The sequence below is a fragment of the Ruegeria sp. H6 genome (genome assembly GCF_056532975.1).
Genome location: NZ_JBQFOA010000001.1, coordinates 274,404 through 288,496, shown reverse-complemented (window position 1 = coordinate 288,496; position 14,093 = coordinate 274,404). Strand labels below are relative to the sequence as shown.

Annotated in this window: 14 protein-coding genes; 5 read left to right on the top strand and 9 right to left on the bottom strand. The window is 60.8% G+C overall.

Annotation, left to right across the window (positions count from 1 at the left end; genetic code table 11):
* The 4 genes from ACR0AG_RS01400 to ACR0AG_RS01385 all read left to right on the top strand — a co-directional run bounded on the left by ACR0AG_RS01400 (position 1) and on the right by ACR0AG_RS01385 (position 4,230).
* Positions 1-684, top strand: a complete 684-nt coding sequence (locus ACR0AG_RS01400; protein ID WP_480835641.1) for a protein GlxC — start codon at positions 1-3, stop codon at positions 682-684.
* 20 nt (positions 685-704) lie between these two features.
* Positions 705-2,033, top strand: coding sequence for an FMN-binding glutamate synthase family protein (locus ACR0AG_RS01395; RefSeq protein WP_480836853.1), 1,329 nt, complete (start codon positions 705-707; stop codon positions 2,031-2,033).
* A gap of 82 nt (positions 2,034-2,115) precedes the next feature.
* Positions 2,116-3,444 carry a type III glutamate--ammonia ligase gene (gene glnT, locus ACR0AG_RS01390; protein WP_480835639.1) on the top strand — a complete coding sequence of 443 codons (1,329 nt, stop codon included), beginning with the start codon at positions 2,116-2,118 and terminating at the stop codon, positions 3,442-3,444.
* Between the two features lie 75 nt (positions 3,445-3,519).
* A complete protein-coding gene (locus tag ACR0AG_RS01385) occupies positions 3,520-4,230 on the top strand; it encodes a type 1 glutamine amidotransferase (protein WP_480835635.1) in 711 nt (236 codons plus the stop codon).
* Here ACR0AG_RS01385 and ACR0AG_RS01380 read toward each other — a convergent pair whose 3' ends face one another.
* Positions 4,231-4,644 carry a group II truncated hemoglobin gene (locus tag ACR0AG_RS01380; RefSeq protein ID WP_480835633.1) on the bottom strand — a complete coding sequence of 138 codons (414 nt, stop codon included), beginning with the start codon at positions 4,642-4,644 and terminating at the stop codon, positions 4,231-4,233.
* A gap of 141 nt (positions 4,645-4,785) precedes the next feature.
* Here ACR0AG_RS01380 and ACR0AG_RS01375 point away from each other — a divergent pair, with 141 nt between their 5' ends.
* A complete protein-coding gene (locus tag ACR0AG_RS01375; protein ID WP_480835631.1) occupies positions 4,786-5,631 on the top strand; it encodes an EamA family transporter in 846 nt (281 codons plus the stop codon).
* A gap of 28 nt (positions 5,632-5,659) precedes the next feature.
* Here ACR0AG_RS01375 and folD read toward each other — a convergent pair whose 3' ends face one another.
* The 8 genes from folD to pal all read right to left on the bottom strand — a co-directional run bounded on the left by folD (position 5,660) and on the right by pal (position 14,074).
* Entirely contained in the window at positions 5,660-6,550 is an 891-nt protein-coding gene (gene folD / locus ACR0AG_RS01370; RefSeq protein WP_480835629.1) for a bifunctional methylenetetrahydrofolate dehydrogenase/methenyltetrahydrofolate cyclohydrolase FolD, read from the bottom strand.
* Between the two features lie 52 nt (positions 6,551-6,602).
* On the bottom strand, positions 6,603-6,908 hold the full coding sequence (locus tag ACR0AG_RS01365; RefSeq protein ID WP_480835627.1) for a chorismate mutase: 306 nt from the start codon (positions 6,906-6,908) through the stop codon (positions 6,603-6,605).
* Between the two features lie 54 nt (positions 6,909-6,962).
* Complete coding sequence (locus ACR0AG_RS01360) at positions 6,963-8,639, bottom strand: formate--tetrahydrofolate ligase (protein ID WP_480835625.1); 1,677 nt, start codon at positions 8,637-8,639, stop codon at positions 6,963-6,965.
* 187 nt (positions 8,640-8,826) lie between these two features.
* Complete coding sequence (locus tag ACR0AG_RS01355) at positions 8,827-9,402, bottom strand: MOSC domain-containing protein (RefSeq protein ID WP_480835623.1); 576 nt, start codon at positions 9,400-9,402, stop codon at positions 8,827-8,829.
* Positions 9,403-9,495: 93 nt separating this feature from the next.
* Positions 9,496-11,412, bottom strand: a complete 1,917-nt coding sequence (gene ftsH, locus ACR0AG_RS01350; RefSeq protein ID WP_480835621.1) for an ATP-dependent zinc metalloprotease FtsH — start codon at positions 11,410-11,412, stop codon at positions 9,496-9,498.
* A gap of 76 nt (positions 11,413-11,488) precedes the next feature.
* Positions 11,489-12,742, bottom strand: a complete 1,254-nt coding sequence (gene tilS, locus ACR0AG_RS01345; RefSeq protein WP_480835619.1) for a tRNA lysidine(34) synthetase TilS — start codon at positions 12,740-12,742, stop codon at positions 11,489-11,491.
* Positions 12,739-13,566 (bottom strand): tol-pal system protein YbgF, encoded by an 828-nt coding sequence (gene ybgF, locus ACR0AG_RS01340; RefSeq protein WP_480836851.1) that lies wholly within the window; start codon positions 13,564-13,566, stop codon positions 12,739-12,741. Before ybgF ends, tilS begins: the two co-directional genes overlap by 4 nt.
* 4 nt (positions 13,567-13,570) lie before the next feature.
* Positions 13,571-14,074, bottom strand: coding sequence for a peptidoglycan-associated lipoprotein Pal (gene pal / locus ACR0AG_RS01335; protein WP_480835617.1), 504 nt, complete (start codon positions 14,072-14,074; stop codon positions 13,571-13,573).
* Positions 14,075-14,093: the final 19 nt, after the last annotated feature.

Here is a 14,093-nt window from a genome sequence, read left to right as displayed (position 1 = left end):
ATGCAGACCTATGATCTTGAAGCAAATGGCCTGCGGGGGCTGAATTCTGCCCTGCAAGCGCAGTCGGCCGAGACCAACCAGACCAGCTGGGAAATCGTGAACCCCAAGGGCAGTCATGCAATTGCCGTGGGGCTGGACTCACCGATTGAAGTGACGGTGAAAGGCTCGACCGGGTATTATTGCGCGGGCATGAACCAGCAGGCCACCGTGCGGGTCGAAGGCTCGGTCGGGCCGGGTGTGGCCGAAAACATGATGTCTGGTCAGGTCATCGTCGATGGTGACGCCAGCCAATATGCCGGGGCCACGGGCCATGGCGGGCTGCTGGTGATCAAGGGCAATGCCAGCTCGCGCTGCGGCATTTCGATGAAGGGCATCGACATCGTGGTGCAGGGCAATATCGGCCATATGTCGGCCTTCATGGCGCAGGCCGGCAATCTGGTGGTCTGCGGCGATGCGGGCGACGCGCTGGGGGATTCGCTTTATGAGGCGCGGCTGTTCGTGCGCGGTTCGGTCAAAAGCCTGGGCGCGGATTGCATCGAGAAAGAGATGCGGCCCGAACATCTGGACATCCTCAGGGATCTGTTGGACCGCGCGGGCGTGGATGCCAAGCCAGAAGAGTTCAAACGCTATGGCTCGGCCCGTCAGCTTTACAATTTCGACGTCGACAACTCGGCCGCTTACTAAGGATAAAGGGTATGAAAGATATGGACGATCAGACCCCCCGCACCGTGCCGATCCAGTCGGCGACATTCTCAAACCCGATCAACGCCGAAATTCGGCGTGCTGCGGCCACCGGTATTTATGACATCCGGGGTGGCGGCGCGAAACGCAAGGTGCCGCATTTCGACGACCTGCTGTTTCTGGGCGCATCCGTGTCGCGTTATCCGCTGGAGGGCTATCGCGAACGCTGCGATACCTCGGTAACGCTGGGCACGCGCTTTGCCAAGAACCCGATCCAGCTGGACATCCCGGTCACCATCGCAGGCATGAGCTTTGGCGCATTGTCCGGCCCCGCGAAAGAGGCGCTGGGACGCGGCGCATCGGCTGCGGGCACCTCAACCACCACAGGTGATGGCGGCATGACGCCCGAAGAGCGCGGCCATTCCAGCAAACTGGTCTATCAGTATCTGCCGTCGCGCTATGGGATGAACCCCAACGATCTGCGCAAGGCCGACGCGATCGAGATTGTGGTCGGTCAGGGCGCAAAACCCGGTGGCGGCGGGATGCTGCTGGGTCAGAAAATCAGCGACCGCGTGGCCGAGATGCGCACTTTGCCCAAGGGGATCGACCAGCGTTCGGCCTGTCGCCACCCCGACTGGACCGGCCCGGATGATCTTGAGATCAAGATCCTGGAGCTGCGCGAAATCACCGATTGGCAGGTGCCGATCTACGTCAAAGTGGGCGCGACGCGGCCTTATTACGATACCGCGCTGGCGGTGAAGGCCGGGGCGGACGTGGTGGTCATGGACGGGATGCAAGGCGGCACCGCTGCCACGCAGGATGTGTTCATCGAACATGTGGGCCTGCCGACGCTGGCCTGTATCCGCCCCGCCGTGCAGGCCTTGCAGGATCTGGGCGTGCATCGCGAGGTGCAGCTGGTGATCTCGGGCGGGATTCGCACCGGGGCCGACGTGGCCAAGGCGATGGCGCTTGGCGCGGATGCGGTGGCCATCGGCACGGCTGCTCTGGTGGCGCTGGGGGATAACGATCCCAAATGGGAATCCGAGTACCAGAAACTGGGCACCACCACCGGTGCCTATGACGACTGGCACGAGGGTCAGGATCCCGCAGGGATCACCACGCAGGACCCAGATCTGGCCGCGCGACTTGATCCGGTCGATGCGGGTCGGCGTCTGCGCAACTATCTGAAGGTCATGACGCTTGAGGCGCAGACCATCGCCCGCGCTTGCGGCCACAACCACCTGCACAACCTTGAACCAGAAGATCTGTGCGCCCTGACGATGGAGGCCGCCGCCATGGCGCGGGTGCCGCTGGCGGGCACCACCTGGTATCCGGGCAAGGACGGGTTCTAGATCCAACGCGGCGCGGCCCCCTGACGGGGGTCGCGTTTTTTGTTTTGAAACACGGACATTCAACAGGGAAAGGAAAGCCATCGTGACAACAGATCTCGCAGCTTTCGCAAAAGAAAAAGGCATCAAATACTTCATGATCTCGTTCACCGACCTGTTCGGTGGGCAGCGGGCCAAACTGGTGCCCGCGCAGGCGATTGCCGACATGCAGGAAGACGGTGCGGGCTTTGCCGGGTTTGCCACCTGGCTGGACATGACCCCGGCGCACCCGGACATGCTGGCGGTGCCCGATCCGTCTTCGGTGATCCAATTGCCGTGGAAGCCCGAGGTTGCCTGGGTCGCGGGCAATTGCGTGATGGAGGGGCAGGATGTCGCCCAGGCCCCGCGCAACGTACTGCGCCGCCTGATCGACGAGGCCGCCGCCGAAGGGATGCATGTCAAGACCGGCATCGAGGCCGAGTTCTTTCTGCTGACCCCCGATGGCGAGCAGATCAGCGATCCGTTCGATACCGCTGAAAAGCCCTGCTACGACCAGCAGGCGGTGATGCGCCGCTATGACGTTGTGCGCGAGATCTGCGATTACATGCTGGAACTGGGCTGGGGCCCCTATCAGAACGACCACGAGGACGCCAATGGCCAGTTCGAGATGAACTGGGAGTTTGATGACGTTCTGAAAACTGCCGACAAGCATTCCTTCTTCAAGTTCATGACCAAATCGGTGGCCGAAAAGCACGGGCTTCGGGCCACCTTCATGCCCAAACCGGTCGAAGGGCTGACGGGCAATGGCTGCCATGCCCATATCTCGGTCTGGGACGCGCCCGGTGCGGATGCGAAAACCAACGTGTTCGCGGGCGAAGGCGAAGGCCCCACCGGCGAGGTTGGTCTGGGGGAACGCGGCAAGCATTTCCTCGGCGGCATCATGAAACACGCCAGCGCACTGGCGGCGATCACCAACCCCACGGTCAACAGCTATAAGCGTATCAACGCGCCGCGCACCATGTCGGGGGCCACTTGGGCGCCGAACACGGTCACGTGGACCGGCAACAACCGCACACATATGGTGCGCGTCCCCGGCCCCGGCCGGTTCGAACTGCGCCTGCCGGACGGGGCCACCAACCCCTATCTGTTGCAGGCGGTGATCATCGCGGCGGGTCTGTCCGGCATCCGGTCCAAGGCCGATCCGGGCAAGCGCTGGGACATCGACATGTATGCCGAGGGTCACAAGGTACGTGGCGCGCCCAAACTGCCGCTGAACATGCTGGACGCCCTTCGCGAATACGACAAGGACAAAGAGCTGAAGGCGATGATGGGGGCCGAATTCTCCTCCGCGTTCCTGAAGATGAAACATCAGGAATGGAACTCGTTCGTGTCGCATTTCTCGCGCTGGGAAAAGGACAACACGCTGGATATCTGATCCGGCGATCCCGATATCTTTACGGGGCCGCAGTCAGACCTGCGGCCTCTATTATTTCAGTCGAACGCTCGCCTCATGAATGTTCTGATCTTTCAACACACTCCGGGTGAAACCCCCGGCGCGTTTGCCGACCACATCGCCTCGCATGGCGATACGACCCATATCGTGCGTCTGTTTGACGGGCAATCGATCCCAACGTTGGACCGGTTCGATCTGTTGCTGGTTCTGGGCGGCCCGATGGATGTCTGGGAAACACAGGCGCATCCGTGGCTGGAGCCCGAGAAACAGGCGATCAGGACATGGGTTCATGACCTAAACCTCCCGTATTTCGGCATATGTCTGGGCCATCAGCTTTTGGTCGATGCCCTGGGGGGCACGTGCAGGCCCATGCAAACGCCAGAGATCGGTGTGCTGCCCATCCATCTAACAGGCGCTGCATCTGGGGATTCCCTGTTCGCGCCCCTGCCCGGCACGTTCCCGGTGCTGCAATGGCATGGGGTCGAGGTTGCCGACCTGCCCCCCGATGCAACGGTTCTGGCGCAGTCTGAGGGCTGCACCGTACAGGCCCTGCGGGTTTCGAACAACGCCTGGGGCGTGCAGTTCCACCCCGAGCTGGTACACGGTACGATCCAATCATGGATGGGCGATCCCGCAAACCATCACTGCGCCATGGACTGGCTTGGATCAGCGGATGCGGTGCAGGACATGATTGCAGACAGTGACCGCATTGCCGGGAATCAATTCAGGCACACGTCGCAGATCTACGCCAGTCTGCGGCAGCTCTGATCAGTTCTGATCAGCCTCAACCCGCCAATCGGGCACATCATTGACCAGCATCAGGGCTGCGCGGCGTAGGGTGGTGCGCATTCTGTCGACCACCGGACCTTCCATGTCGCAATCCGCCAACGCGGCATCAAATGTTTCCAGCCAAAGTTCGGCATCGGCCTCACGTATGGGCACATGCGCGTGGATTTCCCGCAGGTCCATATGGCCGAAACGTTCGCGGTAATAGGCCCGACCACCCAGAAACCCGCTCAGGAATTCGAACTGCGCCTGTCGGGTGTGATTCAACCCATGACCGCGGAAATGCAACCTGTGCAGGGCATGCACCGCCGGGTCGGTCTCCATCCGGTCATAGAACCGTTCGACCACTGCCCGCAGCTTTTCTTCGCCACCAAACTGGCTCAAAGCTGATGACATAGGTCTGAACTCCGCGTTGCTGTCGCCAATAGATATTGCATATCAGGAAAATAAGTTTATCACCAGTGACATGTTGGCGCGGATGAATGCGAAAGAAAGAGACGGTCAATCCGGGCATGCCCGGCCCTTCGAGGCAACCGGATGAGCGCCCTTACACTGGGTCTGCTAGCTGCGTTGTGCTGGGGCTTTCACGACCTCGCAGTGCGATATGTCAGCCAATCGGTCAGCATCATTGCCTCACTGATGGCAGTCCTTGTCTCGGGCGCTGTGCTGCAGTTTGCGCTTGTGGCAGGCTGGTCGGGATTTTCGCCGATCTCGGCTTCGGCGCTGACCTATGCCATCGTGGCGGGCGGTTTTTACCTGTTGGCCGGTCTCAGCATGTATGCCGCGTTTCAGCGCGGCCCGGTACGGCTGGTGGCCCCGCTTGTGGCCAGCTATCCGGTCCTGTCCGTCGGTATCGCGATCTGGCGCGGGTCCGAGGTCAGCCTCTGGCATTGGCTGGCGATCATCGCCATTGGCGTCGGTGTTTCCATCGTCGCTGCACGATCCGAGGGCGAAGGGCCAGATTACCCGCCCCCCGGCCCCACAATCCTATTCTCTTTGCTGGCCGCAATCGGCTTCGCCACAACCTTTGCCATGGGGCAATACGCAACCGAGCTGAGCGATGAATTCACCGTATCCCTGATCGGTCGCCTGACCGCCATCCCCGCGCTGGCTGTCATCGCGTTCGCCGCGCGCAAAACACTGTGGCCCGGCCTGAAAGCGCTGCCCCTGCTGTGTACGATGGGGGCTTTGGATGCGGTGGCGATCCTGAGTGTGGTGTCGGCGGGCGGGCTGCCCAACGCGCAATATGCTTCGGTTGCGGCCTCGGTTTTCGGGTTGCTGACTGTTGTGCTGGCCTGGGCTATCCTGAAAGAGAGAATGGTCCCCCTACAATGGCTAGGCTGCCTGATCGCCTTTGCCGGGATTGGCTATCTGGCAATTTGAGGATAGCCCCGCCGCCAGATCGCCGGTTTTAAACGGTAAGCCCTTCAGGCTCTGGCAATCCATTTGCGCGGCATGCTGCGGTTAGGGTGTTGGCCAGCAGGCAGGCGATGGTCATGGGGCCGACGCCGCCGGGGACCGGGGTGATGGCGCCGGCGCGGGCGGAGGCGCTGGCGTAGTCGACGTCGCCGACCAGTTTGTTTTTGCCGTCACGCTCGATCCGGTTGATGCCCACGTCGATCACGGTGGCGCCTTCCTTGATCCAGTCGCCGGGCACCATTTCCGGACGGCCCACGGCGGCGACCACGATGTCGGCGCGGCGCACCACGTCGGGCAGGTCCTTGGTGCGGCTATGCGCGATGGTCACGGTGCAGCTGTCGCCCAGCAGTAGCTGCGCCATCGGCTTGCCCACGATGTTCGAGCGGCCAATCACAACCGCATCCATCCCCGACAATGATCCATGGTGGTCGCGCAGCATCATCAGGCAGCCCAGCGGCGTGCAGGGCACCATCGATTTCTGACCTGTCCCCAGCAGGCCCACATTCGAGATATGGAACCCGTCCACATCCTTGGCCGGGTCGATCGAATTGATCACCAGATCCTCGTTCAGATGCCCCGGCAACGGCAGCTGCACCAGAATGCCATGCACCGCCGGGTCGCTGTTCAGCTGGTCGATCAGCGCCAGCAGGTCCGCCTCGGAGGTATCGGCGTCCAGCTTGTGCTCATACGAGTTCATGCCGACCTCGACCGTCATCTTGCCCTTCGAGCGCACATAGACCTGGCTGGCCGGGTCTTCGCCCACCAAAACCACGGCCAGGCCGGGGGTGATGCCGTTTTCCTCTTTCAGCTTTGCAACCTGATCGGCCACTTGCGCACGCACCTTGGCGGCAAAGGCCTTACCGTCGATAACCTGGGCTACCATTCTGTCGTCCCTTCTTTCAAAAAGCGGAGCGGGCGCATATGCGCCCGGCCTGTCAGTCAGCGCCGATCACACGCTCCTCGCGCGTAATCGACCAGTCAATCAGAATGCGCCACAGCTGTTCGGCAAGATCAGGGTCCAGCCCCAGCTCCTGCGCATTGATGCGCGCGTTCTGCACCACCTGTTCCACACGGTCCGGGATGCGGGCCGGAAGCCCCTCGGTCGGCTTCAGCTGAATGGCGCGATCGATATAGCGCGACCGCGTCACCAGCATCTCGATCAGGCGGTGATCCAGCATGTCGATCTGACCCCGCAATTCATGCATGGATTGACAGTCTTGCGGAGGTTTCAGATTGGACATGGCGATCTCCTCGTGACCCGGCTTCCCGGATCACGAGATGGTTTGTAAACCGGCTTAGAACAAGCCCTCAATCTCACCTGCATCGTTCAGGCAGATGGTTTCCGCGGCAGGTTTGCGCGGCAGACCAGGCATGGTCATGATCTCGCCGCAGACCACCACGATAAAGCCAGCACCTGCCGACAGGCGGACCTCACGCACCGGAACCGAATGGCCGGTGGGCGCGCCGCGCAGGCTGGGATCGGTCGAGAAGCTGTACTGCGTCTTCGCCATGCAGACCGGCAGGTTGCCATATCCGGCCTCTTCCCATTCGCGCAGCTGATTGCGGATCTTGTTGTCGGCCAGCACCTCATCGGCGCGGTAGATGCGCTTGGCGATGGTTTCCACCTTCTCAAACAGCGGCATCTCATCAGGGTAGATCGGCGCAAAGTTGGCAGAGCCGCCTTCGACAATCTCGACCACTTTCTCGGCCAGCGGGGCCGAGCCTTCCGAGCCCAGTTCCCAGTGACGCGACAGAACCGCCTCGACCCCGTGATCGGCGCAGTAATCCTTTACCGCCTGCACCTCGGCATCGGTGTCGGTGACAAAATGGTTGATCGCAACCACAACCGGCACGCCAAAGGATTTGACGTTCTCGATGTGACGGCCCAGGTTGGCACAGCCCGACTTTACCGCATCGACGTTTTCCGCGCCCAGATCGGCCTTGGCCACGCCGCCGTTCATCTTCATCGCGCGAACAGTGGCCACCAGCACCACAGCCGACGGCGCAATCCCCGCCTTGCGGCACTTGATGTTCATGAACTTCTCGGCGCCCAGATCGGCGCCAAAACCGGCCTCGGTCACAACGTAATCGGCCACTTTCAGCGCCGTCTTGGTGGCAATGACCGAGTTACAGCCATGGGCGATATTGGCGAACGGGCCGCCATGCACAAAGGCCGGGTTGTTTTCCAGCGTCTGCACCAGGTTCGGCTGCATCGCGTCCTTCAGCAGAACGGTCATCGCGCCTTCGGCCTTGATGTCGCGGCAGTAGACCGGGGTTTTGTCACGGCGATAGGCCACGATGATGTCGCCCAGGCGCTTTTCCAGGTCCTTCAGGTCGTTGGCCAGACACAGGATCGCCATCACTTCGGATGCCACGGTGATGTCAAAACCGGCCTCACGCGGGAAACCGTTGCTGACGCCGCCCAGAGACGCGGTGATCTGGCGCAGGGCGCGGTCGTTCATGTCGACCACACGCCGCCAGGCAACGCGACGGGTGTCGATCTCGCATTCATTGCCCCAGTAGATGTGGTTGTCGATCATCGCCGACAGCAGCGAATGCGCGCTGGTGATGGCGTGGAAATCGCCGGTGAAGTGCAGGTTCATCTCCTCCATCGGAACAACCTGCGCATAACCGCCCCCCGCAGCGCCGCCCTTCATACCGAAGTTCGGACCAAGCGAAGCCTCGCGGATACAGATCATCGCGTTCTTGCCGATGCGGTTCAGACCGTCGCCCAGACCCACGGTAGTCGTGGTCTTGCCCTCACCCGCAGGGGTCGGGTTGATTGCGGTCACCAGGATCAGCTTACCGTCCTCGCGGCCCTGAACCGAGTTGATGAAGTCCTGGCTCACCTTCGCCTTGTCGTGGCCATAGGGCAGCAAATCCGCAGACTCGATCCCAATCTTCGCCCCAATCTCCTGAATCGGCTGCTTCTTCGCCTCGCGGGCAATCTCAATGTCGCTCTTGTAGCTCATGGCACAAAGTCCCTGTCCATATCCTAATTTACCCGGCGATCTAACCGGTCATGCGGAATCCATACCGTTGTATACAGAGCAGGAGGGCCAATGATTACGACATATTCACGCCGCGAAACGGCGTGGCGCCATTTCCCAGCTCAGGTCACATAAGATTGATCTGATCCCCCCAGAGAAAATAGGTGTCTTAAGGGGTCCAGGCGCGTTGATCGGGGACAAAAAGTTTCATCCGGTCATGCAATTTCAGCGTTCCGGGTCTCTCGACCCAGGCGGTCACACCGCGCCGTCCTTGCGCGGCGGGTTTGAAAGCCGCGCCATGGCCAGGTAGTTCGGCCTCGACCTCACGGCCCGGAAGCACGCAGGGACGGTTTTCCATGTCGATCGTAATCGTCACCCCATCCGGCCCTTGCAAGCGCGAGGATGGCGGGACATGAGTGAAATCGGGAATCCCGCGCAACAGGATGCTGACGCCAAGATATGACGGGTTCAGCGTATCCAACCCCATTTCAGCCGCAGTCGCCTGCATTTCTTCGTCGGAAAGCACAGAAAGCTGGCGCACATTTCGGATTTCGGTGCCTTGCGGATAGAGGTTGCGCATCCTGACGCATGAAGGCCGCTCGGTTCCTTCGTGCCGCGCGCCAGTCACCCCCGCGAAGCCAAGGGTCAGCGCCTCGACAGGTTCGGCTCGGATGGACTCACCCGCTGGAATATGGCCCAACCAAACAACCTCGCCCGTGAATTCGGTTTCGCGCATTACCGGCATTGTTTTCCTCCGCTGCAGTGATCCAGCGGCCAATAGAATGCAGTGGTGCGGGAAAGAAAAGAAAAACCCGAGCCTTGGCCCGGGCTTTTGCTGTTATGCTGTTGGTTCAGGCTCCATCCCGCCATCGGGTGGGGATTTCTTGGCCTTGGTCTTGGGAATGGCGGTGACGCTGGGCGCATTGCCCTCATCGGATTTGTCACCCTCATCATCGCTCTCGCTGGGCGGCTCGCCATTCATGACGCGCTTGATCTCATCACCTGTCAGAGTCTCGTATTCCAGCAGACCTTGGGCCAGGCGCTCCCACTCTTCATTCTTGTCGGTCAGAATCTTGTGGGCCCGCTCATAGCCTTGCTGGATCAGGCGTTTCACCTCTTCCTCGATCAGCTCTTTGGTATGGGCCGACACCGAGAAACCAGCGGTGTTGCCCTGATAGCCTTCGTGAGCCTCGGCGTAGTCGATATTGCCGACCTTGTCCGACATGCCCCAGCGCATCACCATCGCGCGGGCCAATTGGCTGGCCTGCATGATGTCACCCGCCGGACCGTTCGAGACATGGTCTTCGCCATACTTGATCACCTCGGCAGCCTTACCCGCCATGGTCATCGCAAGCTTTTGCTCACACTCGTCCCGGTGATAGTTCAGACGATCCATTTCCGGCAATGACACAACCATACCCAGCGCCCCACCGCGCGGAATAATAGTCGCCTTGTAGACAGGATCGCACAAAGGCAATTCCAGACCCACCACGGCGTGCCCAGCCTCATGATACGCCGTCTTTTCCTTCTGGTCCTGGGTCAGCACCATGCTGCGGCGCTCGGCCCCCATCATCACCTTGTCCTTGGCGTTCTCAAAGTCTTCCATGGTGACAAAGCGACGACCGACGCGCGCAGCCATCAGCGCTGCCTCGTTCACAAGGTTCGCCAGATCGGCACCCGAAAAGCCCGGCGTACCCCGCGCGATGATGCGCAGATCGACATCGGGGCCCAGAGGCGTCTTGCGCGCATGCACACCCAAGATCTTCTCGCGCCCTTTGATATCGGGGTTGCCAACGGTCACGTTGCGGTCAAACCGGCCGGGACGCAGCAGCGCAGGGTCCAGAACGTCCTTACGGTTGGTGGCCGCCAGAATGATCACGCCTTCATTGGCCTCGAACCCGTCCATCTCAACCAGCAACTGGTTGAGCGTCTGTTCGCGTTCGTCGTTGCCGCCGCCATAGCCTGCACCACGATGGCGACCCACGGCGTCGATCTCGTCGATGAATACGATACAGGGCGCGTTTTTCTTGGCCTGTTCGAACATATCACGCACACGGGACGCACCGACACCCACGAACATCTCAACGAAGTCCGAACCCGAGATGGTGAAGAACGGCACACCCGCCTCACCCGCAATCGCGCGGGCCAGCAGCGTTTTACCAGTACCCGGAGGGCCCACCAGCAGAGCGCCCTTGGGAATCTTGCCGCCGAGGCGCGAGAATTTCTGCGGGTTGCGCAGGAATTCGACGATTTCTTCCAGCTCTTCCTTGGCTTCGTCGATGCCTGCAACATCGTCAAAGGTCACACGACCATGCTTTTCGGTCAGCATCTTGGCCTTCGATTTGCCAAAACCCATGGCGCCGCCTTTGCCGCCACCCTGCATCCGGTTCATGAAATAGACCCAGACACCGATCAGCAGCAGGAAGGGCAGCAGAGTGATCAGGAACGATTGGAACCCTGATTGTTGCTGTTTTTCAGCGCGAACAGGGATGTTTTTGTCGATCAGCAGTTTGGTAACTTCGGCATCCGTCGGCTTGATCGTGACATAGTCGCGATTGTCGCTGGTGCGGTACCGAATTTGTTCACCATCCAAAGTTACGTTCGTCACATCGCCAGAGTCCACGGCGCTGACGAATTCGGAATAGGTTCTTTCATTATTCTGAAGCGTTCCGCCCGATCCGCTGAACAGGTTGAACAGTGCAAGGATCAGCAAAAACAGAACGACCCAGAAGGCGATATTGCGAGCGTTGCCCAAGGAAAGTCTCCCAAAAGGTGTGGCAGATGGGGATCTGCCCAAGTTGCCCCTTAAAATAGAGATGATTGAGGCATGTTCAATGCGATAAAATCGAAGCGTGAAACTCTGGCCTGTTTATCGGCCCCTCAGCGTACCACAAGTTCGTCAATCCGGCTAGCGGAGCGGCCAGCAACCGACCGTCGGACCAGGCTGACGGGCTGGAAAGCAGCACCGCGCGCGGCTTTCCCAACGCACGCCAGTTGCCCAGTTGGGCAAGGCCTTCCTCTCCCAATGCCCGAATGATCACGCCATCGGCCTTGGGCCCGGACAAAATCCAGCGCGATTCCCAAACCTCATCGGGGCGCGCGAAATGGTCGGCAACCGCCTTATGTTCCCGGCAAATCCAACAGTTTCCTCCGTCTGGCGCCAACAGGCACCCGCCCAGCGTGCCGCTAACCCCATCAGTAATCGACTGGAGTGCCTGATCGACAGCGCTTTGGCGTGGCGGGTACTCCGCGCCGGAAATCCACTGGATCGCGGCCACAACGATCCGACGGCGGGTTTCCATGGGCAGGTCACCAAATCCATTACGGTCGACACACAAATCCCCGCCCTCGACACGCACGGTTTTCTGGGCGGAAACCTGCGCGAAATGCTCCAACGCCTTCCGCGCCTGGGTCAGGTTTTCAGCGACCCGCGACAGCGCCTCGGGTGTGATCCCGATCTGATCAAGCTGGCCCAGAGTTTGTCGCACCTTGATCCGGTCAAACCGTTCGTCCTGATTCGACGGGTCTTCGATCCAATCCACGCCTTCAGCGATCAGGTAAGACCGCAGCCGGGCACGCGTGATCGACAGCATCGGGCGCAACAAAGCGATCCCATCTTGTCGTCGGATGGGGGACATGGCCGATAAACCAGAAACCCCCGCCGACCGGGCAAGGCGCATCAGCACGGTTTCGGCCTGATCATCGGCGGTATGTCCCAGCGCGATTGCGTCAAGGCCCTCATCCGCAGCCCATTGCAGCAACAAGCTATATCGTGCGCGTCGCGCGGCATCCTGAAGGTTCCCGGACCCGTTCCACCCGCTCCATTGCAAAGTTTTGTGAGAAATTTCCCAATTTCTGGCCAGTTTGGCGACGTTTTCGGCTTCCGTGGCGGAATTTTCACGTAATCCATGGTCGACCGTGGCGGCCAGAACCTCAAAACCTTCCTGTTTCGAAAGATCGCTAAGTGCTCGCAGCAATGCCGTCGAGTCGCCGCCCCCCGAAACCGCCACACCCAATCGGCGGGGTATCGGAGCGGGCAGCCCGGCCCGGAGATCATCAAGTACGGAGTGTTTGTCGGTGCTCAAGAACAGCCCAGCGACGCCATTTCCTGGACCGCCTGCCCTGCAAGGCCTGAACCGGGGAACCGAACGCCGACTTCGCCCAGCGTTATGCAGGCTTGCTGGGTTTGGCCCAGACGCCCCAGCGCGGCCCCCAATTCGTACAGCGCCTCAGGCGCCAATGGCCCTTCGGAATCACCCGTGAAGCTTGCCAGAAAGGCGCGCGCAGCTTCGCGTGTGTCGCCCAAGCCATCCAAGGCCTGCCCGCGACGCAGATTGGCCTGCGACGCCAACGGACTGCCGGGATATGACAAGTCGAACTGGGCAAACATATCTGCCGCTGTCTGAAAATTTCCATCCGCAAGCGCCTGAGCGGCGGCGTCGAAATCCGCCTGCTCACCCACGGCAAGCTCGATTTGTCCCGTATTTTCCGGGGCGGCGGGCGTGATCACCGCGCCTCCGCCGGTTGCAGATGTTTCGCCACCCAGCGTGCTGGTCGGCTCGCCCGAGATTTCGCAACCCGCTTCCAGCTCGCACAGCCGGAATTCCATATCGCCGATGCGGTTGGTCCCGTCAGTGACGATGTTCTGCACCCGCTGGTTCAACTGCTCGGTCTGACGGGTCAGGCGCTGCAATTCGGCCTCGATCGCATCCACGCGTTCCAGCACCGAATTGCCCGACAGGTTTGGCGCCGGAGATCCAGTGGTCGAAAACTCGCGCTTGAGCCGCTGAATTTCCACATGCAGCACCGTCAACTCTTGCCGGATATCGGCCAGTGTCTGCTGATCCTGCGCCTGCGCCACGCCGGCGACACTTATCATTGCCGCCAGAACCAAACCTGCAATTCGCATCATCTTACCCCGTGGTTGATCCCGTCAGGACAGTCACTGCCCGGCGGTTCTTGGAATAGCAATCCTCGGTGCTGCAAATTTCGATCGGGCGCTCCTTGCCGTAGCTGACAGTTGTCAGACGGTTACCTGCCACCCCGCGCGAGATCAGGTATTCGCGTGCTGCGTTGGCCCGGCGTGCGCCAAGGGCGAGGTTGTATTCCCGGGTGCCCTGCTCGTCCGCATGCCCTTCGATGGTGGCCACGTAGTCGGTATTTGCCAGCAACCAATCCGCTTGCCCTTGCAGAACCGTTTGGGCCTGAGGCGACAAGGTCGATTGATCAACCGCAAACAGCACACGGTCACCAACCGTTTGCTGGAAATAGGCGGGCGAGCGTGGATCGCTGGGTGAGCCGGGCACAAGCGCCCCGTTGCCACCCGCACCGCCGCCCAACGCGGAAGGATCGTTGTTCGTACAAGCAGAGATCAGGGCCAGCGCCCCAACAGCTGCGATCTTGCTCAAAAGGTTCATGTCTGGCCTCGTTGTTTTT

Bases quoted from the DNA above. Each gene is read 5' to 3' on its own strand.
- ACR0AG_RS01365 (WP_480835627.1), bottom strand. From the start codon at position 6,908: ATGTCCAATCTGAAACCTCCGCAAGACTGTCAATCCATGCATGAATTG.
- ybgF (WP_480836851.1), bottom strand. From the start codon at position 13,566: ATGCGAATTGCAGGTTTGGTTCTGGCGGCAATGATAAGTGTCGCCGGC.
- ACR0AG_RS01395 (WP_480836853.1), top strand. From the start codon at position 705: ATGGACGATCAGACCCCCCGCACCGTGCCGATCCAGTCGGCGACATTC.
- ACR0AG_RS01400 (WP_480835641.1), top strand. From the start codon at position 1: ATGCAGACCTATGATCTTGAAGCAAATGGCCTGCGGGGGCTGAATTCT.
- ACR0AG_RS01360 (WP_480835625.1), bottom strand. From the start codon at position 8,639: ATGAGCTACAAGAGCGACATTGAGATTGCCCGCGAGGCGAAGAAGCAG.
- ACR0AG_RS01385 (WP_480835635.1), top strand. From the start codon at position 3,520: ATGAATGTTCTGATCTTTCAACACACTCCGGGTGAAACCCCCGGCGCG.
- ACR0AG_RS01355 (WP_480835623.1), bottom strand. From the start codon at position 9,402: ATGCCGGTAATGCGCGAAACCGAATTCACGGGCGAGGTTGTTTGGTTG.
- folD (WP_480835629.1), bottom strand. From the start codon at position 6,550: ATGGTAGCCCAGGTTATCGACGGTAAGGCCTTTGCCGCCAAGGTGCGT.
- pal (WP_480835617.1), bottom strand. From the start codon at position 14,074: ATGAACCTTTTGAGCAAGATCGCAGCTGTTGGGGCGCTGGCCCTGATC.
- ACR0AG_RS01375 (WP_480835631.1), top strand. From the start codon at position 4,786: ATGAGCGCCCTTACACTGGGTCTGCTAGCTGCGTTGTGCTGGGGCTTT.
- ACR0AG_RS01380 (WP_480835633.1), bottom strand. From the start codon at position 4,644: ATGTCATCAGCTTTGAGCCAGTTTGGTGGCGAAGAAAAGCTGCGGGCA.